This is a genomic window from Streptomyces albidochromogenes (assembly GCF_005981925.1).
Lineage (GTDB): Bacteria > Actinomycetota > Actinomycetes > Streptomycetales > Streptomycetaceae > Streptomyces > Streptomyces albidochromogenes.
This window is the reverse complement of record NZ_VBVX01000054.1, coordinates 1-21,729: the sequence shown is the minus strand read 5'-3', so window position 1 is coordinate 21,729 and position 21,729 is coordinate 1. Positions and strand designations below refer to the sequence as shown.

General features: G+C 70.6%; 22 protein-coding genes. 17 read left to right on the top strand and 5 right to left on the bottom strand.

From position 1 onward, the window contains the following. Positions 1-79 precede the first annotated feature (79 nt). Positions 80-685: a hypothetical protein gene (locus E2E34_RS10310; RefSeq protein ID WP_138901589.1), complete on the bottom strand. Its 606-nt coding sequence runs from the start codon at positions 683-685 to the stop codon at positions 80-82. Between the two features lie 116 nt (positions 686-801). On the opposite strand from E2E34_RS10310, the gene hemL reads away from it, so the two are divergent. The 8 genes from hemL (at position 802) to E2E34_RS10270 (ending at position 9,101) form a co-directional block, all read left to right on the top strand. Next, positions 802-2,118 carry a glutamate-1-semialdehyde 2,1-aminomutase gene (hemL, locus tag E2E34_RS10305; RefSeq protein ID WP_138901588.1) on the top strand — a complete coding sequence of 439 codons (1,317 nt, stop codon included), beginning with the start codon at positions 802-804 and terminating at the stop codon, positions 2,116-2,118. Next, positions 2,115-2,789, top strand: coding sequence for a histidine phosphatase family protein (locus E2E34_RS10300; protein ID WP_138901587.1), 675 nt, complete (start codon positions 2,115-2,117; stop codon positions 2,787-2,789). Before hemL ends, E2E34_RS10300 begins: the two co-directional genes overlap by 4 nt. Positions 2,790-2,929: 140 nt before the next feature. Beyond that, positions 2,930-4,156, top strand: a complete 1,227-nt coding sequence (locus tag E2E34_RS10295) for a polysaccharide deacetylase family protein (protein ID WP_138901586.1) — start codon at positions 2,930-2,932, stop codon at positions 4,154-4,156. A 67-nt stretch (positions 4,157-4,223) separates the two neighbouring features. Next, complete coding sequence (locus tag E2E34_RS10290) at positions 4,224-4,847, top strand: TlpA family protein disulfide reductase (RefSeq protein ID WP_138901585.1); 624 nt, start codon at positions 4,224-4,226, stop codon at positions 4,845-4,847. 10 nt (positions 4,848-4,857) lie between these two features. Then, positions 4,858-5,619, top strand: coding sequence for a cytochrome c biogenesis CcdA family protein (locus E2E34_RS10285; protein WP_138901598.1), 762 nt, complete (start codon positions 4,858-4,860; stop codon positions 5,617-5,619). A gap of 5 nt (positions 5,620-5,624) precedes the next feature. Further along, complete coding sequence (gene resB / locus E2E34_RS10280; RefSeq protein ID WP_138901584.1) at positions 5,625-7,385, top strand: cytochrome c biogenesis protein ResB; 1,761 nt, start codon at positions 5,625-5,627, stop codon at positions 7,383-7,385. Continuing rightward, positions 7,382-8,461 (top strand): c-type cytochrome biogenesis protein CcsB, encoded by a 1,080-nt coding sequence (gene ccsB, locus E2E34_RS10275; protein WP_138901583.1) that lies wholly within the window; start codon positions 7,382-7,384, stop codon positions 8,459-8,461. The genes resB and ccsB overlap by 4 nt, the downstream gene beginning before the upstream one ends. A gap of 109 nt (positions 8,462-8,570) precedes the next feature. Next, positions 8,571-9,101, top strand: a complete 531-nt coding sequence (locus tag E2E34_RS10270) for an SRPBCC domain-containing protein (RefSeq protein WP_138901582.1) — start codon at positions 8,571-8,573, stop codon at positions 9,099-9,101. Here the strand turns inward: E2E34_RS10270 and E2E34_RS10265 are convergent. From E2E34_RS10265 to E2E34_RS10255, 3 genes are all read right to left on the bottom strand, one after another. Next, positions 9,071-10,603, bottom strand: a complete 1,533-nt coding sequence (locus E2E34_RS10265; RefSeq protein ID WP_138901581.1) for an ABC transporter substrate-binding protein — start codon at positions 10,601-10,603, stop codon at positions 9,071-9,073. The genes E2E34_RS10270 and E2E34_RS10265 overlap by 31 nt on opposite strands. Next, positions 10,600-12,606, bottom strand: coding sequence for a hypothetical protein (locus E2E34_RS10260; protein ID WP_138901580.1), 2,007 nt, complete (start codon positions 12,604-12,606; stop codon positions 10,600-10,602). Before E2E34_RS10260 ends, E2E34_RS10265 begins: the two co-directional genes overlap by 4 nt. Positions 12,607-12,754: 148 nt before the next feature. Continuing rightward, positions 12,755-13,132, bottom strand: coding sequence for a PLD nuclease N-terminal domain-containing protein (locus E2E34_RS10255; RefSeq protein ID WP_138901579.1), 378 nt, complete (start codon positions 13,130-13,132; stop codon positions 12,755-12,757). Positions 13,133-13,221: 89 nt separating this feature from the next. On the opposite strand from E2E34_RS10255, the gene E2E34_RS10250 reads away from it, so the two are divergent. After that, the gene (locus tag E2E34_RS10250; protein WP_138901578.1) at positions 13,222-14,679 is read left to right on the top strand and encodes a menaquinone biosynthesis decarboxylase; all 1,458 of its coding nucleotides are present in this window, start codon (positions 13,222-13,224) and stop codon (positions 14,677-14,679) included. Then, positions 14,676-15,578, top strand: coding sequence for a menaquinone biosynthesis prenyltransferase MqnP (gene mqnP, locus E2E34_RS10245; RefSeq protein ID WP_138895732.1), 903 nt, complete (start codon positions 14,676-14,678; stop codon positions 15,576-15,578). The genes E2E34_RS10250 and mqnP overlap by 4 nt, the downstream gene beginning before the upstream one ends. On the opposite strand, the gene E2E34_RS10240 is transcribed toward mqnP, so the two are convergent. After that, entirely contained in the window at positions 15,568-16,158 is a 591-nt protein-coding gene (locus E2E34_RS10240; protein WP_138901577.1) for a rhomboid family intramembrane serine protease, read from the bottom strand. The two genes, mqnP and E2E34_RS10240, sit on opposite strands and share 11 nt — an antisense overlap. Positions 16,159-16,261: 103 nt before the next feature. Here E2E34_RS10240 and E2E34_RS10235 point away from each other — a divergent pair, with 103 nt between their 5' ends. From E2E34_RS10235 to E2E34_RS10205, 7 genes are all read left to right on the top strand, one after another. Then, positions 16,262-16,966 (top strand): UbiX family flavin prenyltransferase, encoded by a 705-nt coding sequence (locus E2E34_RS10235; RefSeq protein WP_138901576.1) that lies wholly within the window; start codon positions 16,262-16,264, stop codon positions 16,964-16,966. Positions 16,967-17,061: 95 nt separating this feature from the next. Then, positions 17,062-17,517 (top strand): Lrp/AsnC family transcriptional regulator, encoded by a 456-nt coding sequence (locus E2E34_RS10230; RefSeq protein WP_069927547.1) that lies wholly within the window; start codon positions 17,062-17,064, stop codon positions 17,515-17,517. A gap of 52 nt (positions 17,518-17,569) precedes the next feature. Then, positions 17,570-18,733, top strand: coding sequence for an aminofutalosine synthase MqnE (gene mqnE, locus E2E34_RS10225; protein ID WP_069927546.1), 1,164 nt, complete (start codon positions 17,570-17,572; stop codon positions 18,731-18,733). Between the two features lie 37 nt (positions 18,734-18,770). Next, the gene (locus E2E34_RS10220; RefSeq protein ID WP_425573405.1) at positions 18,771-18,893 is read left to right on the top strand and encodes a hypothetical protein; all 123 of its coding nucleotides are present in this window, start codon (positions 18,771-18,773) and stop codon (positions 18,891-18,893) included. 19 nt (positions 18,894-18,912) lie between these two features. After that, positions 18,913-19,437, top strand: coding sequence for a GNAT family N-acetyltransferase (locus E2E34_RS10215; protein ID WP_138901575.1), 525 nt, complete (start codon positions 18,913-18,915; stop codon positions 19,435-19,437). Between the two features lie 115 nt (positions 19,438-19,552). Next, positions 19,553-19,807, top strand: a complete 255-nt coding sequence (locus E2E34_RS10210; protein ID WP_069930527.1) for a DUF4229 domain-containing protein — start codon at positions 19,553-19,555, stop codon at positions 19,805-19,807. A 391-nt stretch (positions 19,808-20,198) separates the two neighbouring features. Further along, positions 20,199-21,569, top strand: coding sequence for a dicarboxylate/amino acid:cation symporter (locus E2E34_RS10205; RefSeq protein WP_138901574.1), 1,371 nt, complete (start codon positions 20,199-20,201; stop codon positions 21,567-21,569). The last annotated feature ends 160 nt before the right edge of the window (positions 21,570-21,729 follow it).

The following is a 21,729-nucleotide window of genomic DNA, read 5'->3' as shown; positions in this document are numbered from 1 at the left end:
CACCAGGAAGACCTGCGAGGCACGCACAAGGTTGTACGTCACACGCACGGCGCGGCGCCGGACCGCCGGGCCGGCCGGGTCAGGGCCAGACCAGGCAGTACGGCTGGTGTCCCGCCTCGTGCAGGCGGTGGCTGAAGTCCTGCCACTCGTGCAGCAGCTGGTAGACGTTGAACGCGTCGCGCGGCCCGCCGCGGTCCGGGACCGTCGACCAGATGAAGGCCGCCGCGCCCACCGACTCCTCGCCGATGCCGCGCAGTGGGTCGACGACCGTCATGGGGAGCTTGACCACCGCGTAGTCGGGGTGGAGCACGACCAGTTCGAGCGGCGGGACCTTGTGCAGAGGTATGCCCTCGATGCCGGTCAGGACCATGGCGGCCACCGTCTCCGGCTTGATCTTCGTGAACATGCCGCCCATGCCGAGCTCGTCGCCGCCCAGCTCCTCCGGCCGCATCGAGATCGGCACGCGGGCCGCGGTGGCTCCGTTCGGAGCGCCGAAGTACTTGTAGGTCACCCCCACCCGGCCACTCCTGTTTCCCGTGTCCGCCTTCGCGCTCGCTTTCGCCTCGCGCTCGCCGGCCGCTCTCGCTCCGCGTTCCCGCTCGCGCTCACGCCGATGCCGGCCGCCCTGGGCCCGCTCGGGACCCAGGTCGTCGGTCCCCTCGCCCACTCCGCCACCGCGATGCATATCTCCACCCGACCACTCGCGGCCCCGGCCGCGCAACCCGATCATCGTGTCAGTGACCTCCCCCACGCCCGTGCGGTGAAACACCAGTCCGCAAGACCGTCGGAGCCTCTGACACCATGGCTTGTGTGAGCTTCCCCTATGACGCCCCAGTTTCGCAGACGCTTTTCGACCGCGCGTCCCTTGTGACGCCCGGCGGCGTGAACTCTCCGGTCCGCGCATTTCGTGCCGTGGGCGGTACGCCCCGGTTCATGGTGTCCGGTTCCGGTCCGTACCTCACCGACGCCGACGGCCGTGAGTACGTCGACCTCGTGTGCTCGTGGGGGCCGATGATCCTCGGCCACTCCCACCCCGATGTCATCGCGGCGGTCCAGGAGGCCGTCTCCCGCGGCACGTCCTTCGGTACGCCCGGTGAGGGCGAGGTCGCGCTCGCCGAGGAGATCGTCGCGCGCGTCGCGCCGGTCGAGCAGGTGCGGCTGGTCTCCAGCGGCACCGAGGCGACCATGTCGGCGATCCGCCTCGCCCGCGGCTTCACCGGCCGCGCGAAGGTCGTGAAGTTCGCCGGCTGCTACCACGGCCACGTGGACGCGCTCCTCGCCGCCGCCGGCTCGGGCCTCGCGACGTTCGCGCTGCCGGACACGCCCGGTGTGACGGGCGCGCAGGCCGGCGACACGATCGTTCTGCCGTACAACGATCTCGACGCCGTCCGGGCCGCCTTCGCCGCGCACCCCGGCGAGATCGCCTGCGTGATCACCGAGGCCTCGCCCGGCAACATGGGCGTCGTCCCGCCGGTCGAGGGCTTCAACGCCGGGCTTAAGGCCCTGTGCCGGGCCGACGGCGCGCTCTACATCTCCGACGAGGTCATGACCGGCTTCCGTACGTCGAAGGCCGGCTGGTACGGCGTCGACGGCGTCGCCCCCGACCTGATGACCTTCGGCAAGGTCATGGGCGGCGGCTTCCCGGCGGCGGCGTTCGGCGGCCGCCAGGACGTCATGGCGCACCTCGCCCCGGCGGGCCCGGTCTACCAGGCCGGCACGCTCTCCGGGAACCCGATCGCGACCGCCGCCGGTCTCGCGCAGCTGCGGCTGCTGGACGACGCGGCGTACGCGATGGTCGACGCGGTGTCCCGCGAGATCCAGGAGCTGGTCAGCGCGGCGCTCACCAAGGAAGGTGTCGCGCACCGCGTCCAGACGGCCAGCAACATGTTCTCGGTGTTCTTCACGGCCGACGAGGTGCGTGACTACGACGACGCGCGGAAGCAGGAAGCTTTCCGCTTCAACGCCTTCTTCCACTCGATGCTGGCCGACGGCGTGTACCTGCCGCCGTCCGCGTTCGAGTCCTGGTTCGTCTCGACGGCCCACGACGCGCGGGCCGTCGAGCGCGTCGCCGCCGCCCTTCCCGCCGCCGCCCGCGCCGCAGCGGAGGCCACGGCATGAGCGAGACCACGGTCGTTCACGTCGTGCGCCACGGCGAAGTGCACAATCCGGACGGGGTGCTGTACGGGCGCCGTTCCGGGTACCACCTCTCGGAGCTCGGCCGGCAGATGGCCGACCGGGTCGCCGAGCACCTCGCCGAGCGGGACATCACCCACGTCGTCGCCTCGCCGCTGGAGCGCGCCCAGGAGACCGCGACGCCGATCGCCAAGGCCCACGGTCTCGACCTGGCCACCGACGAACGGCTCATCGAGGCGGGCAACGTCTTCGAGGGCAAGACCTTCGGGGTCGGCGACGGCGCGCTGCGCAGGCCCTCGAACTGGAAGCACCTGACGAACCCCTTCCAGCCGTCGTGGGGCGAGCCGTACATCGAGCAGGTCGTACGGATGATGAGCGCGCTCAACGCCGCGCGTGACGCCGCGCGCGGGCACGAGGCGGTCGCCGTCAGCCACCAGCTGCCGATCTGGACGCTGCGCAGCTTCGTCGAGCGGCGGCGGCTGTGGCACGACCCGCGCAAGCGGCAGTGCACGCTCGCCTCGCTCACCTCGTTCACCTTCGACGGCGACAAGATCGTCTCGGTCGGCTACAGCGAGCCGGCCCGTGATCTCGTACCGGCGCACCTGCTGGCCGGCGCCAAGCCGGTCAAGGGCAGAGCGAAGGCGTTCGGCGCGTAACGATCCCGCTTTCCGGCCACCGCTGGCAAGAATGTGCCGGTTCGTCGGAACCCGTTTCGCCACCACCGCCTCTTACCCGGTGTCCGTTTGTATGACCGGCGGACGTCAACGGGGACGACAAGCGCGGATGGGGCGACGGTATGCGGGACATGAGTCGAAGGGGTCTGCTCGGACTGGGACTCGGAGCGGCGGCCGCGGTCGGCATGGCCGGCTGCGGCGCCTCGGGGCCGGGCTCCGGCGGCAAGGGCGGCGCCGGAACGCCGTCGCCCGGCAAGAGCGGTGACGACATACGGCTGATAGGCGACGGCTCCACGGCCGACACCGGCAAGCAGCCGAACCAGCCGGACAAGCCCGTCCCCCTCCAGCCGGGCGAGACCCCGCCGCAGTTCGTGATCTTCTCCTGGGACGGGGCCGGCGAGGTCGGCAACGGCCTGTTCCCGCGCTTCCTCAAGCTCGCCGAGGATCACGACGCGGCGATGACGTTCTTCCTCTCCGGGCTCTACCTCCTGCCCGAGTCGAAGAAGAGCCTCTACAAGCCGCCGAACAACCCCGTGGGCGCCTCCGACATCGGCTACCTGACCGACGCCCACATCAAGGACACGCTGAAGTACGTCCGCCAGGCGTGGCTCGAAGGCCACGAGATAGGCACCCACTTCAACGGCCACTTCTGCGCCGGCTCCGGCTCCGTCGGGAACTGGACGCCCGCCCAGTGGGAGAACGAGACGGCCCAGGCCAAGTCGTTCGTCACCCGCTGGAAGACCCACAGCGGCTGGACCGACCTCGACCCGCTGCCCTTCGACTACGAGAAGGAACTCGTCGGCGGCCGCACCCCCTGCCTCCTCGGCCAGGACAACCTGCTCCCGACCGCGAAGAAGCTCGGCTGGCGCTACGACGCCAGCTCGCCCGGCGGCCACCAGATGTGGCCCGTCAAGCGCGGCGGCCTGTGGGACCTGCCGCTCCAGGCCATGCCGTTCCCCGGCCATTCCTTCGAGGTGCTCTCGATGGACTACAACATCCTCGCGAACCAGTCGAAGAATTCCACCCAGGGCATGCCGTCGCGCTACCCCGGCTGGAAGAAGCAGGCCGCCGGGGCCTATCTCGCCGGTTTCCGGCGGGCGTACGAGAGCAATCGCGCGCCCTTCTTCATAGGCAACCACTTCGAGCAGTGGAACGGCGGAATCTACATGGACGCCGTCGAGGAAGCGCTCAAGGGCATGGCGGGCAAGAAGGACGTACGCCTGGTCTCCTTCCGGCAGTTCTGCGACTGGCTCGACGTACAGGATCCGAAGATCCTCGCCAAGCTCCGCACCCTCCAGGTCGGACAGTCCCCGACGGGTGGCTGGAAGTCTTTCCTTAAGGCGTCTTGACAAGGGGCTTTACGGGCACCGCGGGGGGCGCGGAAGATCACGGGAACGCCCATGCGAAACTTTTCACATGAGCCTCAGCCGCGCCTCCCGCCGCCGCTCGAACCGCACCCGCCGCGCCACGTCGGCGGGCGCCGTCGTGATCGCGGGCGCACTCGCCCTCTCCGCGTGCGGAGGCGACGGCAGTACGTCGTCCGGCTCGGGCGGCACGAACTTCGTGGCCGCCGAGGGCGGCATCTCCACCGTCGCCAAGGGCGAGCGCCAGGACGCGCCCGAGCTCGACGGCAAGACCCTCCAGGGCGAGAAGCTCGACGTCGGCGACTTCAAGGGCAAGGTCGTCGTGATGAACGTCTGGGGTTCGTGGTGCCCGCCCTGCCGGGCCGAGGCGCCGCATTTCGCGAAGATCGCCAAGGAGACCAAAAACCAGGGCGTCGAGTTCGTCGGGATCAACACCCGGGACCAGTCCACGCAGCCGGCGATCAAGTTCGAAGAGGATTACGGCGTCGAATACCCCAGCCTGTACGACCCGATCGGAAAGCTCCTTCTGCGCTTCCCGAAGGGCAGCCTGCATCCGCAGGCCATTCCGTCGACGATCGTGATCGACCGCGAGGGCAGGATCGCGGCGCGCTCGCTGACCGCCCTCAACGAAAAGAAGCTGCGCAAGATGATCGACCCGCTGATCGCGGAGAAGTGACCCCGTGAGCATTCTCGCCGCCGCGGTCACCGACCCGAACCCGACGGTTCTCAGCGGTGCCCTGATCCTCGCCCTGCCGATCGCCGTCGCCGCCGGGCTCGTTTCGTTCTTCTCGCCGTGCGTGCTGCCGCTCGTACCGGGCTACCTGTCGTACGTCACCGGGATCAGCGGCACCGACCTCGCGGACGCCAGACGGGGGCGCATGGTCGCCGGCGCCTCGCTCTTCGTGCTCGGTTTCACCGCGGTCTTCGTCTCGACCGGGGCGCTCTTCGGCTACTTCGGCCAGACGCTCCAGGACTACCAGGAGACGCTGACGCGGGTGCTCGGCGGGCTGATGATCCTCATGGGCTTCTTCTTCATGGGACTGATGCCCTGGATCACCCAGCGCGAGTTCCGCTTCCACAAGCGGCCGGCGGCCGGACTCGCGGGAGCGCCCGTACTCGGCGCTCTTTTCGGCATCGGCTGGGCGCCGTGCACCGGTCCCACGCTCGGCGCCGTCACGACGCTGTCGTTCACCGAGGCGAGCGCGGGGCGCGGGGCCGTACTGACCGTCGCGTACTGTCTCGGCCTCGGCGTGCCCTTCGTGCTCGCCGCGATGGCGTTCCGGCGGGCGCTGGGTGCGTTCGCCTGGGTCAAGAAGCACTACGTCTGGGTGATGCGCATCGGCGGGCTGATGATGATCGCGACCGGCGTCCTGCTCGTCACAGGGATCTGGAACGGCATCATTCAGGACATGCAGGGCTGGACCCAAGGCTTCACGGTGGGGATCTGAGTTCCATGAGCAAGACCGAGACGACCGGCGAGACGACCGGCGAAGCGGCCGAGGCCGCCGAGCACGACGAGCGGGAGCTCGGCGAAGCCGGCGCCCAGCTGTCCACCGCCCCGCAGGAGCGGGCGGTGCCCGGCTCCTTCGGCGGCGTGATGGGGCCCGGCGCGGCCGGGCGGATCGCCTGGGTCTGGCGCGAGACGACGGGCTGGACGCGCTGGTTCTGGCGGCAGCTGACCTCGATGCGGGTCGCGCTGATCCTCCTCTTCCTCCTCTCCCTGGGCGCGATCCCCGGGTCCCTCGTCCCGCAGACCGGCGTCGACGAGACGAAGGTCGAGGAGTTCAAGGCGGCGCACGAGACGCTCGCGCCGATCTACGACGACCTCGGGCTCTTCGACGTCTACAGCTCGGTGTGGTTCTCGGCGATCTACATCCTGCTGTTCGTCTCGCTCATCGGCTGCATCGTGCCCCGCACCTGGCAGTTCGTCGGCCAGCTCCGCAGCCGCCCGCCGGGCGCGCCCGGCCGCCTGACGCGGCTTCCGGCGTACACGACCTGGCGTACGGAGGCCGAGCCCGAGCAGGTCCGCGAGGCCGCGCTGGCGATGCTGCGGCAGCGCCGCTTCCGCTCGCACACCGTCGGGGACGCGGTCGCCGCCGAGAAGGGCTACCTGCGCGAGGCCGGGAACCTCATCTTCCACATCGCGCTCATCGTGATGCTGGTGTCCTTCGCCGCCGGGCAGCTCTTCAAGTCCGAGGGCGGCAAGCTGGTCGTCGAGGGCGGCGGCTTCGCCAACACGCTCACGCAGTACGACGACTTCAAGTCCGGGTCGCTCTTCGACCGGGACCACGACCTCGCGCCGTTCAGCTTCACGCTCGACAAGTTCGTCGGGACGTACGAGCGCACCGGCCCCCAGCGCGGCACGCCCCGTACGTACGAGGCCCATGTGACGTACGCCAAGGGGGCGGACGGCGCGGAGAAGAAGAGCGTGATCGAGGTGAACCGGCCGCTGGAGGTCGACGGCTCGAAGGTCTACCTCATCGGGCACGGGTACGCGCCGGTCGTCACCGTCAGGGACGGCAGGGGCAAGGTGGTCTTCAAGGACGCGGTGCCGCTGCTGCCCATGGACTCCAACGTCACCTCGTCCGGCGCGATCAAGGTCATGGACGGCTACCGCGACAAGGACGGCAAGAAGGACCAGCTGGGCTTCCAGGCGTTCTTCGTGCCGACGTTCGCCGGCGCGGGCAAGGGCACGATGCTCTCGCAGTACCCGGGCCTCGACTTCCCCGTCCTGGCGCTCAACGCCTTCCACGGCAGCCTCGGCGTCAACGCCGGCCTGCCGCAGAACGTGTACCAGCTCGACAAGCGCAAGATGAAGGCGTTCAAGGACGAGCAGGGCGCCGACCTCAAGCAGCGGCTGCTGCCCGGCGAGACCATGAAGCTGCCCGGCGGCGCGGGCTCCGTCACGTTCGAGAAGGGCGTGCGGGAGTGGGCGACCTTCCAGGTCTCGCAGCAGCCCGGGAACATGCCGGCGCTCGTGGGCGCGATCGCCGCGATCGCGGGACTCGCCGGATCGCTGTTCATCCAGCGGCGCCGGATCTGGGTCCGCGCCGTACGGGGCAAGGACGGCGTCACCGTCGTCGAGATGGCCGGACTCGGCCGCAGTGAGTCCTCGAAGCTCCCCGAGGAACTGGCCGACCTGGCCGCAACGCTCAATTCACAGGCGCCGACGGCACCTGATCCCGCTGAACCTGTCGAAGGAGTCCGCGCGTGAATCTCGCGGCCGCAACCAACGAGAACCTCGCCAACATCAGCAATGTGCTGATCTATTCGTCGATGGCCGTCTACACGCTGGCCTTCCTCGCGTTCATCGCCGAATGGGTCTTCGGCAGCCGCAGCAAGGTCGGCCGCACGGCCGCCGCGCTGACCGCGCGGGGCGCGGACGCGTCGGCCCCGGCGGTCACGGTCCGCTCCGGCGGCTCCACGACGGTCCTCGACAAACCGAAGGTCGTCACCCGCTCCGCGGCCGGCACGCGTGACGTTCCCGACGGCCCCGGCGCCGCGGGCGGCACCGAGAAGGGCGACCTCTACGGACGCGTCGCCGTCTCCCTCACGACGCTCGCCTTCCTCGTCGAGGCGGGCGGCGTGATCGCCCGCGCCCTGTCGGTGCAGCGCGCGCCGTGGGGCAACATGTACGAGTTCTCGATCACCTTCTCCACGGTGGTCGTCGGCGTGTTCCTCGGGATCCTGGCCGCCGGGAAGAATGTCCGCTGGGCCGGCCTGCCGCTGGTCACCACGGTGCTGCTCGACCTCGGCATCGCGACGACGTGGCTCTACACCGACAGCGACCAGCTCGTCCCGGCCCTCGACTCGTACTGGCTGTGGATCCACGTCTCCACCGCGATCTTCTGCGGCGCGGTGTTCTACCTCGGCGCGGTCGGCACGCTGCTCTACCTCTTCCGTGACGCGTACGAGGCGAAGCTCGCCCGCGGCGGCGAGCCGGGCAGGTTCGCCTCCTCGGTCCTGGAGCGCCTCCCGTCGGCCGCCTCGCTCGACAAGTTCGCGTACCGCGTGAACGCCGCCGTCTTCCCGCTGTGGACGTTCACGATCATCGCGGGCGCGATCTGGGCGGGCGACGCGTGGGGCCGCTACTGGGGCTGGGACCCCAAGGAGGTCTGGTCCTTCATCACCTGGGTCGCGTACGCCTGCTACCTGCACGCCCGCGCGACGGCGGGCTGGAAGGGCCGCAAGGCCGCCTACCTGGCCCTCTTCGCGTTCGCCTGCTGGCTGTGGAACTACTACGGCGTGAACATGGTCCTCAACGGCCTGCACTCCTACTCGGGCGTCTGACCGGTCCGTACGCCGAAGGCCCGGCCGGGCGGGCGGATGCCGGAGCGGACCTCGGACAGGGTCCGCTCCAGCGGGTGCGCGGGGCCGGTGCAGGGGTGAGGGTGGACGTATGGCGGGTGTGGTCCGAGCGGGGAGCTGGGAGCGGCGGGAGCGTACGGACGTCCTGCGGTTCACGCTGGAGCTCGCGCGGCCCGTGCACCAGGTCTGGCCTGCCGTCGCCACCCCCGCCGGTCTGCGGGGGTGGCTCGCGGACGCCGATCCGCTGGAGGCGCGTCTGGGCGGGGCGGTCACCCTGCGGTGGCTGAACGCCGGCGACGGCGGCCGGGGCACGGTCGCCGAGGGCACCGTCACCGCCTGGGACCTGGAGCACGTGGCCGAGTACACCGTCGCCGGGCACGGGCGGATCCGCTTCCACCTGGCGCCGGCCGGGGCCACCGACGGCACGGTGCTGCGCTTCACCAACGAGGTGGCGTGCGCCGACGAGCCGGACCGGCTGAGCCGCCTCGCGGGCTGGCACCAGCACCTCGAACACCTCGCCGAGGCCCTCGAAGGCCGCCCCCGGAACCGGTCGGCGTCGCCCCGGGACCGCTACCGGGAGCTGTACGCCGCCTACGAGGCGCCCGGCGGCAGGCAGTCCTGAGCCGGGGGCTTCTCCTCGGGCCAGGCGATCTCCACGAACCGCTGGCTGCCGTCCCGGGCCAGCTCCACGATCGGCACCGCCTTGTTGTACGGGTTGCCGTGGTTGTCCAGGCAGATCCAGCCGCTCGCGCCCTCGACCTTCAGCGGCCCCTTCAGCTGCGGCCACTGCGTGACGACGTCGCTGATCTCCGGCAGCTTGTCCACGGTCGCCTCCCGGATGCCCCGCACCGCCGTGGCCATGGCGTCGTAGGCGATGATCGCCTGCCCGTCCCGCAGCGACGTCTTGCCGATGGGCCCGATGTCCGGGTCGGCGGCCTTCTCCAGCAGATCCGTGAAGACCTTGTACGCCGCCGGGGAGCCGCCCGTCCTGGGAGCGCCGGGCTCCTTCCACGCGTCGGGGTGGGCCAGCGAGGCGTACCGCACGCTCACCTTGTTGGCCAGCGCCTTCTTGTCGAGCCGGTCGTCCGCGCCCAGGTAGGAGCCCTCGTCGCCGGTCAGCACGGTGAACTCGCGGTGCTGGCAGGGCCGCTGCCCCAGCGCGTTCACGAACTGCCGCAGCTGGGTGTGGCGCCCGGCGAAGAAGACCGTGTCCGCGTCCCGGGTGCCGCAGAGCAGCAGTGCGATCTGCCGGAAGGTGTTGGGGGTGGTGCCTTCGTCCGTCGGGTCGGGCGGGGAGGTGAACAGCTGCGGCTCGTAGGGGGCGTCGGCCAGAAGGTCGGCGAACGCCTTTCTGAGGGTGGCGGTGTAGTGGTCGCCGGGCCGCGTGTCCTGGACCAGCACGGCCTTCTTGGCCTCGACCTTGCCGAACTGGGCGATGGCGCGGGCCTCGTCGCCGTTCGTGGGCGAGACCCGGGCGAGACCGGGGTACGGGTCACCGTCGGGCCCGTTGGCTATGTCGTCGGCCGTGATGGTGGTCCCGATCACCGGGATCCCGGCGCCGGTGAGTTCCTTCACGGCGTCCTTGGTCTCGGCGCTGCTGGTCGCGACGCCGGAGACGGCCCGCAGGTTGTCGGGCCCGTCCACCATCCCCTTGAGCTGCCCCACGGTCGTGCGCCAGTGCGCGTTGCCCATGCCGGTGTTGGCGAGCACGAGCCGGATCTTGGGCACCTGCTCGTTGGAGTCGTGATTGGCCGCGTACTGCTGGAGGAACGCGCCCTGGAGCTCGTGGAGGACCTTGGTGCGCATGCCGCTGTCCGTGGACGTGATCGGCAGCATCACGGCCACCGTCGCGTACTCCCCCTTCGTCAGCCCCCTGTTCTCCCGGGCGATGGCCGCGGCGACGTCCTTCAGCGCGGCCACGCCGAACGCGTAGCCGTCCGCCGAGACGCCGACGCACTCCGCGTCGGGTTCCGGGCGCGCGACGCCCTCGGCGCAGGTCAGGTCGGGATTGGCGACGCGGTGTACGCCGTAGGCGAGGCCGGACACCACCGCGAGCACCAGCAGCACCGTGAGCCCCTTGCGCAGCGGCGTGAACCAGAACACCCTGCGAAACCAGTCGGTCATGACCCGCCTCCCGTGCTGCCCAGGGGGCGCCAGTCGCGCACGGCCCGCGGCCAGGAGCGGGACGCCTGCCAGAGAACCTCGTTGCCGGAACTGTGCAGCTCCGACAGCAGCCCCAACTCGTACCCCATCTTCTCCGTCACCTCGTCGTCCGGAAGGGCCAGCGGATCGGTCAGGTGCCAGACCGCGAACAGCAGCCGGCGGACCCGGGCGTGCAGTACGGGGTCGGCGCCCGTCGGCGAACCGGTGCGGCCCAGCGCCACCGCCGCGCGCCCGTCCGCCTCCTCGAAGTGCGGCGCGCAGGCGATGAGGCACAGCTCGTCCAGCCAGACCCGGGCGTCCGCCGTCGCGAAGGTCTCCCGCAGGTACGTGACGGCGCCCTCGGTGTCCCCCAGCGCCAGCTCGTGGTGCAGCCGGCGGGGCACGTCGGCGTCCCCGAAGTGGTCCCGGAGCATCTGGTGGACGGCCCGCCACCGGGAGGCGCCCGGATCGCCGTACCGCAGGCGGTGCAGCAGCAGCGTCCGCAGGAACGGGTCGCCGACGAACCGCCGCGGGTCCGACGCCCAGTGCTCGTCGGCGAGCAGCGTCCGCGCGTCGCGCACGGCCGCGAGCCCCGTGCGGCCCTCCTCGCGCGGCAGCCGCGACGCCGCCAGCGCCTCGGCCGACCGCACGTCGTGGGCAGGGGCGAGCACGGTGAGCCAGTCGAGCCGGGCGGCGGGCACCAGCCGCCCGAGCAGTTCGTCGGCCACCGGCCGCCCCTCGGTGTCCTCACGCAGCGCCACGGGCGCGCCGAGCAGCGAGCCCGGGGTGAACCGCTCGGGGTGCTCGTCCTGCCCGGCGGCCCGCGCCAGCAGGTCGACGCCCACCGGCCGCCCCCCGGTCAGCCGGTGCACCCCGCGCGCGAGCTGCGCCCGGGTCAGCTGCCGGGGGTCCGTACGGTCGAGGAACTGCCGTACGTGCTCGGGGTCGAGCGGCGTCAGCTCCACCGTCACGGCGCCCGACGCGACCTCGCGCCCGCGCTCCCACCCCAGCTCGTGCCGGACCTCAGGCAGCGACCGCCGTACGGCATGACGCAGCGCCGGATGGTCGTAGCCGCGCAGCGCGGCGATCAGCACCACCGGATCGCGCTTGCCGTCGGCCCGGTCGCGCAGGACGGGCTCGACGAGCCGGCGCCCGAGCGGGGCCTGCCCGTTGTCGATCAGCACCAGCGGCCGTCCGACCCGCCGCAGCCGTCCCATCCCGTGGTACGCCGCCTCCAGGTCGGCCCGCAGCGCCCCGACCAGGTGCCGCTCGGCGCGCACCCGGTGCTCGCTGCCGCGCCGGAAGTGCAGGGCGAGCAGGGTGAGTCCGCGCTTGGCCTGGCCGCCGGCCCCGGGGTAGTCGCCGTACCACTGGGCGGAGGTCCGCTGGCCGCGGCCGAACAGGTCGTCCAGCAGGGACTCGACGGTGGTCTCCACGACCACGTCGAGTCCCGGCATCCCCGAGGCCATGCCGGCGAACTTGGCGACGACCTTCGACAGCCAGGTCCTGGTCTGGCCGCGCCAGCGGGAACCCGGCTCGGCCAGCAGGCCCAGGCGCAGGCCCTCCGCCAGGATGTTCTCGTCGTCGTGCGGGCGCCAGCCGAGGCTGGCGACGGCGAGCAGCCCGGCGGAGAGGCGGGGGAACTCGACGGCCCCCGCGCCGTGCACGGCGGGTGCGAGCTGCTCGCCGAGCTCGGTCAGCGCCTCGGTGACGGGCGACCAGGCGAGGGACGCCTCGGGGGAGCGCTCGCGGAACTGGTCGCGCTCGCAGTCGATCAGCGCGACGGGGGTGCGTGAGCGGTAGGCGGTGTGCAGGCGTTTGAGTACGGCGGTCTTGCCCATGCCGCGCCCGCCGGTGAGCACGACGACGGGCAGGTCGTCGCGGTGTTCGTAGGGGACCTTCTGGAAGCCGCGGGGAGGCAGACCGACGAGCCGTGGTGCGAGGCCGTCGAGGACTGCCTCGCGTCCGAACAGCTCTCTGTCCACAGTGCCCCCCGCACCAGCCACATGTGTCGCTACGTCAACTCCAGCTTACGTACCGTGAGTTCACGCGTGCACGGGTTTTCGAATCACGTGCGGCAAATCGTGACCGAGTTTCCGGAGGGCCGCGGTCGCGTCGGGGGAGCCGGGGGCGTCAGGGCTTCGGCGGGGCCGGGTCCTCCGGGTCGCCCTCCTCGCGGCGCCTGAGGTCCTCCTCGCGGCGGCGCAGGTCCGCCTCCCGCTCCTGTGTCGCCGACTCGTCCTTCAGGGACTTGAGGAAGTCGGGGTTGTCGTCGGGAGCGACCCACTGGCGCCTGCCCGAGGACCGGCCGCCGCGCTGCGCGCCGCCGCGGACCTTGCCCACCGCGAGCCAGGCGACCGGGCCGATCAGGACCTCGCCGAAGAGCAGCACGATGATCACCCAGACCACCTTGGGCAGGTGGCGGACCTCGTCCTCGGGGGTGTTCAGACAGTCGATGAAGGCGTAGATCCACAGCGCCAGGACCAGAAGGAACGGCAGATACCTGAGCATGAGGGCTAGCTCCCGGGGCACGGACCGCGGGGCGCGGTGCGCGGCCCCGGTGACGGGGCAAGCGTAGTGCGTACCGGATACTGGACGGCATGGCTTACGACGATCTTCGCTCCCTGCTCCGGGCGCTGGAGCGCGAGGGCGACCTCAAGCGCATCAAGGCCGAAGTCGATCCCTACCTGGAGGTCGGGGAGATCGTCGACCGGGTGAACAAGGCGGGAGGGCCCGCGCTTCTCTTCGAGAACGTCAAGGGCTCCGCCATGCCCCTGGCGATGAATGTCTTCGGTACGGACCGCCGGCTGCTCAAGGCCCTCGGGCTGAAGTCGTACGCCGAGATCAGCGACAAGATCGGCGGCCTCCTCAAGCCCGAGCTGCCGCAGGGTTTCGTGGGCGTGCGGGAGGCTTTCGGCAAGCTCGGGGCGATGGCCCACGTACCGCCCAAGAAGGTCAAGGGTGACAGCGCCCCCGTGCAGGAGGTCGTCCTGACGGGCGACGACGTCGACCTCGACATGCTGCCGGCCCTCTTCACCTGGCCCAAGGACGGCGGGTCGTTCTTCAACCTCGGCCTGACCCACACCAAGCACCCGGAGACCGGGGTCCGCAACCTCGGCCTCTACCGCCTCCAGCGCCACGACAAGCGCACCATCGGCATGCACTGGCAGATCCACAAGGACAGCCGCAACCACTACGCCGTCGCCGCGAAGCGGGGTGAGCGGCTGCCGGTCGCGATCGCCTTCGGCTGCCCTCCGGCCGTGACCTACGCCTCCACGGCGCCGCTGCCCGGCGACATCGACGAGTACCTCTTCGCCGGCTTCGTGCAGGGCAAGCGGATCGAGATGGTCGACTGCAAGACGGTGCCGCTCCAGGTACCGGCGAACGCCGAGGTCGTCGTCGAGGGCTGGCTGGAGCCGGGCGAGACGCTGCCGGAGGGCCCCTTCGGCGACCACACCGGCTTCTACACGCCGCAGGAACCGTTCCCGGCGCTGACGATCGACTGCGTGACCATGCGCAAGCGCCCGCTGCTCCAGTCGATCGTCGTCGGCCGCCCGCCGACGGAGGACGGGCCGCTGGGGCGGGCCACGGAGCGCTTCTTCCTGCCGCTGCTGAAGATCATCGTCCCGGACATCGTGGACTACCACCTGCCCGAGTCCGGCGGCTTCCACAACTGCGCGATCGTCTCGATCGACAAGAAGTACCCGAAGCACGCCCAGAAGGTCATGCACGCCATCTGGGGCGCGCACATGATGTCGCTGACCAAGTTGATCATCGTGGTCGACAAGGACTGCGACGTCCACGACCTGCACGAGGTGTCCTGGCGGGCGCTCGGCAACACCGACTACTCCCGCGACCTGACGGTCGTCGAGGGGCCTGTCGACCACCTCGACCACGCGTCGTACCAGCAGTTCTGGGGCGGCAAGGCGGGCATCGACGCCACGAAGAAGCTGCCCGAGGAGGGCTACACCCGGGACGGCGGCTGGCCGGACATGGTCGAGTCTGACCCGGCGACGGCGGCGAAGGTCGACCGCCGCTGGAAGGAGTACGGCCTGTGAGCAGCGCTGCCGCCGCGGTCCCCGGGCCCGGCAGGACGAAGGCGTTCCTGCGGCTCGTGATGATCGAGCACTCGGTCTTCGCGCTGCCCTTCGCGTACATCGCCGCGCTGACCGCCATGTTCCAGCTGGACCGGAACATCCACTGGGGCAAGCTGCTGCTCGTCACCGTGGCCATGGTGGGCCTGCGGACGTTCGCGATGGCGTGCAACCGGATCATCGACCGCGAGCTCGACGCCCGTAACCCCCGCACCGCCAACCGCGAGCTGGTCACCGGCGCGGTCTCCGTCAGGTCGGCGTGGACCGGCGCGCTGATCGCCGTCGTCGTCTTCCTCGGCGCGGCCGCCGCGCTGAACCCGCTCTGCCTGGCGCTGGCGCCGATCGCCGTCGTCCCGATGGTGGTCTATCCGTACGGGAAGCGCTTCACGAACTTCCCGCACGCCATCCTGGGCCTCGCCCAGGCCATGGGCCCCGTCGGCGCCTGGCTCGCGATCACGGGGGAGTGGTCGTGGGACGCGGTGATCCTCGGCCTCGCGGTCGGCATCTGGATCGGCGGCTTCGACCTGATCTTCGGCAGCCAGGACGTCGACGCGGACCGCGCGCACGGGGTGAAGTCCGTGCCGGCGCGCTTCGGCGTCCCGGCCGCGCTGTACGGCGCGCGGGCGTGCCACGCGGTGACGACCGCGCTGCTGGTCTGGTACGCGCTGGCCACCGGCGCCGGGGTGTTCTTCTGGGCGGGCCTCGTCGTCGTGGCGGTGGCGTTCCTCTACGAGCACACCATCGTCAAGCCGCACGACCTGTCCCGCCTCGACCGGGCGTTCTTCTCCACGAACGGCTTCATCGGCATAGCGCTGTTCGTCTGCGCGCTGCTGGACCTGCTGGTGCGCGGCCTCACGGTGTGAGGGCGGCGGGCCGCCGCCGGAACAGGAACGCGGCGAGCACGCCGCCGACCAGCCCGAAGAGGTGGCCCTGCCAGCTCACGGCGGTGTCCGTGGGCAGCACGCCCCACAGCAGCGAGCCGTAGACCGCGCCGACCAGCAGGCCGATGACGATGTCGCGCGCGCTGCGGTCGACGAAGCCGCGGACCAGCAGGTAGCCCAGGAGGCCGAACACGACGACCGACGCGCCGGCCGTGTTGGAGTACGCCGGGGCGGTGAGCCAGACCCCGAGCCCGCCCATGATCATGATCGTCAGGACGACGGCCACGAAGCGGCGTATGCCGCCCAGGGCCGCCAGGAAGCCGAGGATCAGCAGCGGCACGGTGTTCGAGGCGACGTGGTCGAAGCCGTGGTGCAGGAACGACATCGGCAGTACGTCGCGCAGCTCACCCACCTCGCGCGGGCTCAGCCCGTACGTGTTCAGCGAGCCCGTCGCGGTGTCCAGGGCCTCCAGGACCCACAACAGCGCGACCCAGCCGAGCATGAGCAGCGCGGCGGCCTTGGCCGGACTGCTCCGGCGGCGGTCGACGGCGGTCGGTGACATGGCATCCCCCTGCGGTGCGTACGGCCGGTGTGCGGCCTGTCAGGGGAACGTCCCGGGTACCTGACTCGGTTCCGCGCGCGCCCGCTTGGATAAGGTCGGGCACGTGGAGTCAGGACATGCGCGCAGTCAGCGGCCGTCGCGCCGGCCGTGGGTCGTCGGTGTCTCCGGTGCGTCCGGTACGCCGTACGCCGCCGCCGTGCTGCGCGGGCTGCTGGACGCGGGCGAGAGCGTGGACCTGGTGGTCAGCCGGGCCGCGCGCCTGACGCTGCTGGACGAGACGGGGATCTCGTTCCGTGACGCCCACTGGCAGGACGACCTGCGCGCCTGGCTGGCGCGCGGCGCGGACGGGAAGCCGGGCACGTTCTCGGCCGATGTCGGCGACGTGCGGTACTGGGCCGCCGGGGACCTCGCCGCCGGGCCCTCGTCGGGCTCGTACCCGGCCAAGGGGATGCTGATCGTCCCGGCGTCCACGGCGAGCGTCGCGGGCGTGGCGCTGGGGCTGTCGAAGGACCTGCTGCAACGGGTGGCGAGCGTGACGCTCAAGGAGCGGCGCCCGCTGGTGGTCGCGGTGCGCGAGACGCCGCTGAGCGGCCAGACGCTCCGGCACATGGTGGCGCTGGACGAGGCGGGAGCCGTGGTGCTGCCGGCCTCTCCGGCGTTCTACGCGGGCGCGACCCACATCCAGGACCTGGTGGACTTCGTCGCGGGGCGGGTGCTGGACGCGGCGGGGGTGCCGCACGGCCTGTACCGCCGCTGGGAGGGCCAGCTGGGAGCCTCCCGGACCGACCGGTCGGATGCCCGCTCTTGATCGTCTGAGAGACTTCGCCGGGCGTTGAGCCCTGCGCGCCTTAGATGGCACACATAAACTCGCGGTATTGCTGAACAATGGAAGGCTTCAGGCATATGGACGCCGTGGACAGGCAGCTCATCCAGGCCCTCAGGGAGAACGGCAGGGCCTCGTACGCCGAGCTCGGCCGGCTCGTCGGCCTCTCGGGCCCCAGCGTCACCGACCGCATCAACCGTCTTGAGGCGGCGGGTGTCATCACCGGCTACCGCGCCACGGTCGACGCCAAGTCGCTCGGTCTCGGCGTCACCGCGCTGATCGGCATCTCGCTCTCCGACGCGGCGGACCACGAGGACGTGGCGCGCAGGCTGCGCGATCTCGCGGAGATCGAGGACTGCTGGTTCATCGCCGGCGACGACTCGTACATGCTCAAGATCCGGGCCGGCGACGTCGACGGACTGGAGAAGACGATCCGCCGGCTGTCCGGGACGCGGGGCGTTTCCCGTACGCGGACCACGATCGTGCTCTCCACGAAGTGGGAGAACCGGGTCGGAGAACTTCCCGAGGAGGGCTAGGCGTACCGTAAGTGGAGCCTGTTTTACGTAGACATATGGGAGGCGGCCGTACATGGACGCGGGGCTGAAGCGCGAGCTGGAGCAGAAGGTCCGGGCCGGGGAGCGGCTGACCCGCGAGGACGGCATCGCCCTCTACGAGTCCGACGACCTCGCCTGGCTGGGCGGCCTCGCCCATGAGGTGCGTACGCGCAAGAACGGCGACGTCGTCCACTTCAACGTCAACCGCCACCTCAACATGACGAACGTGTGCACCGCGTCGTGCGCGTACTGCTCGTTCCAGCGCAAGCCGGGCGAGAAGGACGCGTACACGATGCGCATCGAGGAAGCCGTCAAGCTCGCCAAGGCGATGGAGAACGAGAACCTCACCGAGCTGCACATCGTCAACGGTCTGCACCCCAGCCTCCCGTGGCGCTACTACCCGCGGTCGCTGAGCGAGCTGAAGAAGGCCCTTCCGAACGTCTCGCTGAAGGCGTTCACGGCGACCGAGATCCACCACTTCGAGACGATCTCCGGCATGCCGGCCTCCGAGATCCTGGACGAGCTGATCGAGGCGGGCCTGGAGTCGCTGACCGGCGGCGGCGCGGAGATCTTCGACTGGGAGGTCCGCCAGCACATCGTGGACCACCGCACCCACTGGGAGGACTGGTCGCGGATCCACCGCCTGGCGCACGAGAAGGGCCTCAAGACCCCTTCGACCATGCTGTACGGGCACATCGAGGAGCCGCGCCACCGCGTGGACCACGTGCTGCGGCTGCGTGAGCTCCAGGACGAGACCGGCGGCTTCCAGGTCTTCATCCCGCTGCGCTACCAGCACGACTTCGAGGACATGAAGGACGGCAAGATCCGCAACCGCCTTCAGGCCCGTACGACGATGGCGAGCGGCGTCGACGTGCTGAAGACGTTCGCGGTCTCGCGGCTGCTCTTCGACAACGTCCCGCACGTCAAGGTCTTCTGGGTCATGCACGGCGTGCAGACCTCGCAGCTGGCGCTCCAGCACGGCGCGGACGACATGGACGGCTCGGTCGTCGAGTACAAGATCACGCACGACGCCGACAACTACGGCACGCCGAACAAGCTGGGCCGCGAGGACCTGCTGGAGCTGATCCGGGACGCCGGTTTCCGCCCGGTGGAGCGCAACACCCGGTACGAGATCATCCGCGAGTACCCGGGCCCGGAGGCGGACCGCCGCGAGTCGCCCCAGGCGATGCGGGTCTGACCCCGTACGGGTGGCTCCGTGCCGTTCGCGGCGGTTGGTGAGAGCGCCGGCGTCGCGCACGCCCGGGTACCCCTCGGCGGTCCTGCGCGCCGACGAACGCGAGGCGGCGTACCAGGGCCTGGTGTCCGGTCTGCGGATGGCGGCGCGGGCGCTCGGCTGATCCGTTTATCGTCGACCGCATGGCGCTGACCTTCGCTCTCGATCCCCGGATCGGCCCCGGCCTGCGCGACGGCGTCCTCGCCCTGTGGGCGGACGTCTCCAACGCGGGCGGCGCCGTCGGATTCGTACCCCCCGTGACCGTCGACGACATCCGGCCCGAGTGGGTCAAGCACCTCGCCGCCATGAGTGACGGCCGGACGCGGCTGCTCGTCGGGTACGACGAGGAGGGCGCGGTCGCGGCGACGGTCTTCATCACCTACAACACCCACCGGCTGATGCGGCACTGGGTGTGGCTCTACACGGTGATGGTCCACCCCTCCCACCAGGGCAAGGGGTACGGCCGCGACCTGATGGCGGCGGCCGAGGAGGCCGTCCGCGGCTTCGGGGGCATCGACGCGATACGACTGACCTGCCGCGGCGGCACCGGTGTCGACCGCTTCTACGCCTCCTGCGGCTACAAGGAGGTCGGGCGGGTGCCCGGCGCGATCCGGGTCGCACCGGGCGACGACCGTGACGACATCGTCATGCTGCTGCCGCTGGAATGACGGGGGCCCGGCAGGCTTGCCGACGGCCTGTGCTTGACTGGTAGGGACCCTTTAGGTGCCGTTGAGAAGAAGGTCCCCCGTGAGCACCAAGCACGCAACGATCCGCTACACCGCCATGCGCCTGGGCGTCTTCGTCGCCTGCTTCTTCGTCATCTGGGGCCTGGTCCACTTCGGTGTGGTCCCGGCCGGCCTCGGCGACTCCAACCTCCTGTGGGTCCTGATGCTCGCCATCGTGGTCTCCGCGCCGCTCAGCTTCGTGCTGCTGCGCAAGCAGCGGGACGCGATGTCCGAGCGGATCGTCGAGCGCGTGGACAGCGCGAAGGCCCGGCTGGAGTCCAACCGCAACCAGGAGGACGGCCTCACGCAGTAGGCGCCGCGTAAGGTACGTCACACTCAGCGGCCCGACCGGCACCCCGGTCCCGGACACCCGTCCGGGGCCGGGGTGTTGGCGTGTACGGGGCGGTGCGCGGGGGCGCGTACCCAAAGAAGAGCTTTGATGTTCTCAAAGTACAAGTGTTAACGTTCTCGGCATGACGACAGCAGCCGCGCACTCCCCTGACCCGAGCGTCCCGCTCGTGCTGGTGGCGCGCCTCCATGTCGATCTCTGCCGCTGCATGTCCGCGGCCTGTCGCCGCCACGTCTGACATCCAGAAGCGACATCTCGCAGCGGCGACCGCCCACGGCTCCAGCACGTCCCGTGCAGCTCACGGCCGCCGCACCCCCGTCCCCGTATCGCCATACGTCCTCAACGGAGTGTGTCCGTGTCCGCGAACTCCGCGACCGCGCCCGACAGCGCGCCCCAGAAGCAGAAGACCCGCTTCCGGATATCCGACAAGTTTCCCTTCTGGGCCCAGATCATCGTTGGTCTGCTGCTCGGCGTCTTCCTTGGCTGGCTCGCCCGCAGCCAGGACATCAGCTGGCTCAAGACGACGCTGGAGCAGGTCGGCGGCATCTTCGTCCAGCTCCTGAAGCTGGCCGTCGCACCGCTCGTCTTCTTCGCGATCCTGGTGTCGATCACCAACCTGCGCAAGGTCAACAACGCCGCCCGGCTGGCCTCCCGCACGCTCCTCTGGTTCATGATCACCTCGCTGATCGCGGTCGCCATCGGCATCACGATCGGCCTGGTCACCAACCCGGGCGCCGGTACGGGCCTCACGCCGAAGGACGGGCAGAAGCCCGAGGGCTCCGGCTCCTGGATCGACTTCCTCACCGGCATCGTGCCGACCGACGTCATCACGCCGTTCACCGAACTGAACGTGCTCCAGATCGTCTTCATGGCCGCCGTCGCCGGTATCGCCGCGCTCCAGCTCGGTGAGAAGGCCGAGCCGATCCTGAAGCTCAGCAACGCGGTCCTGGAGCTGCTGCAGAAGGCCCTGTGGTGGGTCATCCGCCTCGCGCCCATCGGCACGGTCGGCCTCATCGGCTTCGCCATCGCCGACTACGGCTGGAACCTGATCAGCAAGTACGCGACGTTCACCGCCGACGTCTACATCGGCTGCGCCATCGTGCTGTTCGGCGTCTACCCGCTGCTGCTGGCGACCGTCGCCAAGGTCAACCCGATCCAGTTCTTCAAGGGCGCCTGGCCGGCCATCCAGCTCGCCTTCGTCTCCCGCTCCTCGGTCGGCACCATGCCGGTCACCCAGCGCGTCACCGAGCGCCTCGGCGTTCCGAAGGAGTACGCGTCCTTCGCCGTGCCGTTCGGCGCGACGACCAAGATGGACGGCTGTGCCGCGATCTACCCGGCCCTCGCGGCGATCTTCATCGCGCAGATCTTCGACGTGCAGCTGGGCATCCAGGAGTACCTGCTCATCGCCTTCGTCTCGGTCGTCGGCTCGGCGGCCACCGCCGGCCTGACGGGTGCGACGGTCATGCTGACCCTCACCCTCTCCACGCTGGGCCTCCCGCTGGAGGGCGTGGGCCTGCTGATGGCGATCGACCCGATCCTGGACATGATGCGCACCGCCACCAACGTGGCCGGTCAGGCCCTCGTGCCGGTCATCGTCGCGGCCCGCGAGAAGATCCTCGACCACGACGCGTACAACACGGCCACGGCCTCGCCGGTCGACGAGCTCGACGACGAGCACGACGTGCGCGACGCCGGGCGGAAGACCGCTGTGCCGGTCACCGCGTGAGCTGACGCGCCGGTCGCGCCGCACACCCGAAGTGCCCCTGAACGCCATGCGTTCAGGGGCACTTCGGGTTCCGGAAGGGTGCGCGCCGTACGCTTACCGGGCAGTAGGCCGCGGTGGGCGGTGAGGCGGGGCTGCCGGGTGGGAGGAAGCGGACGTGGGT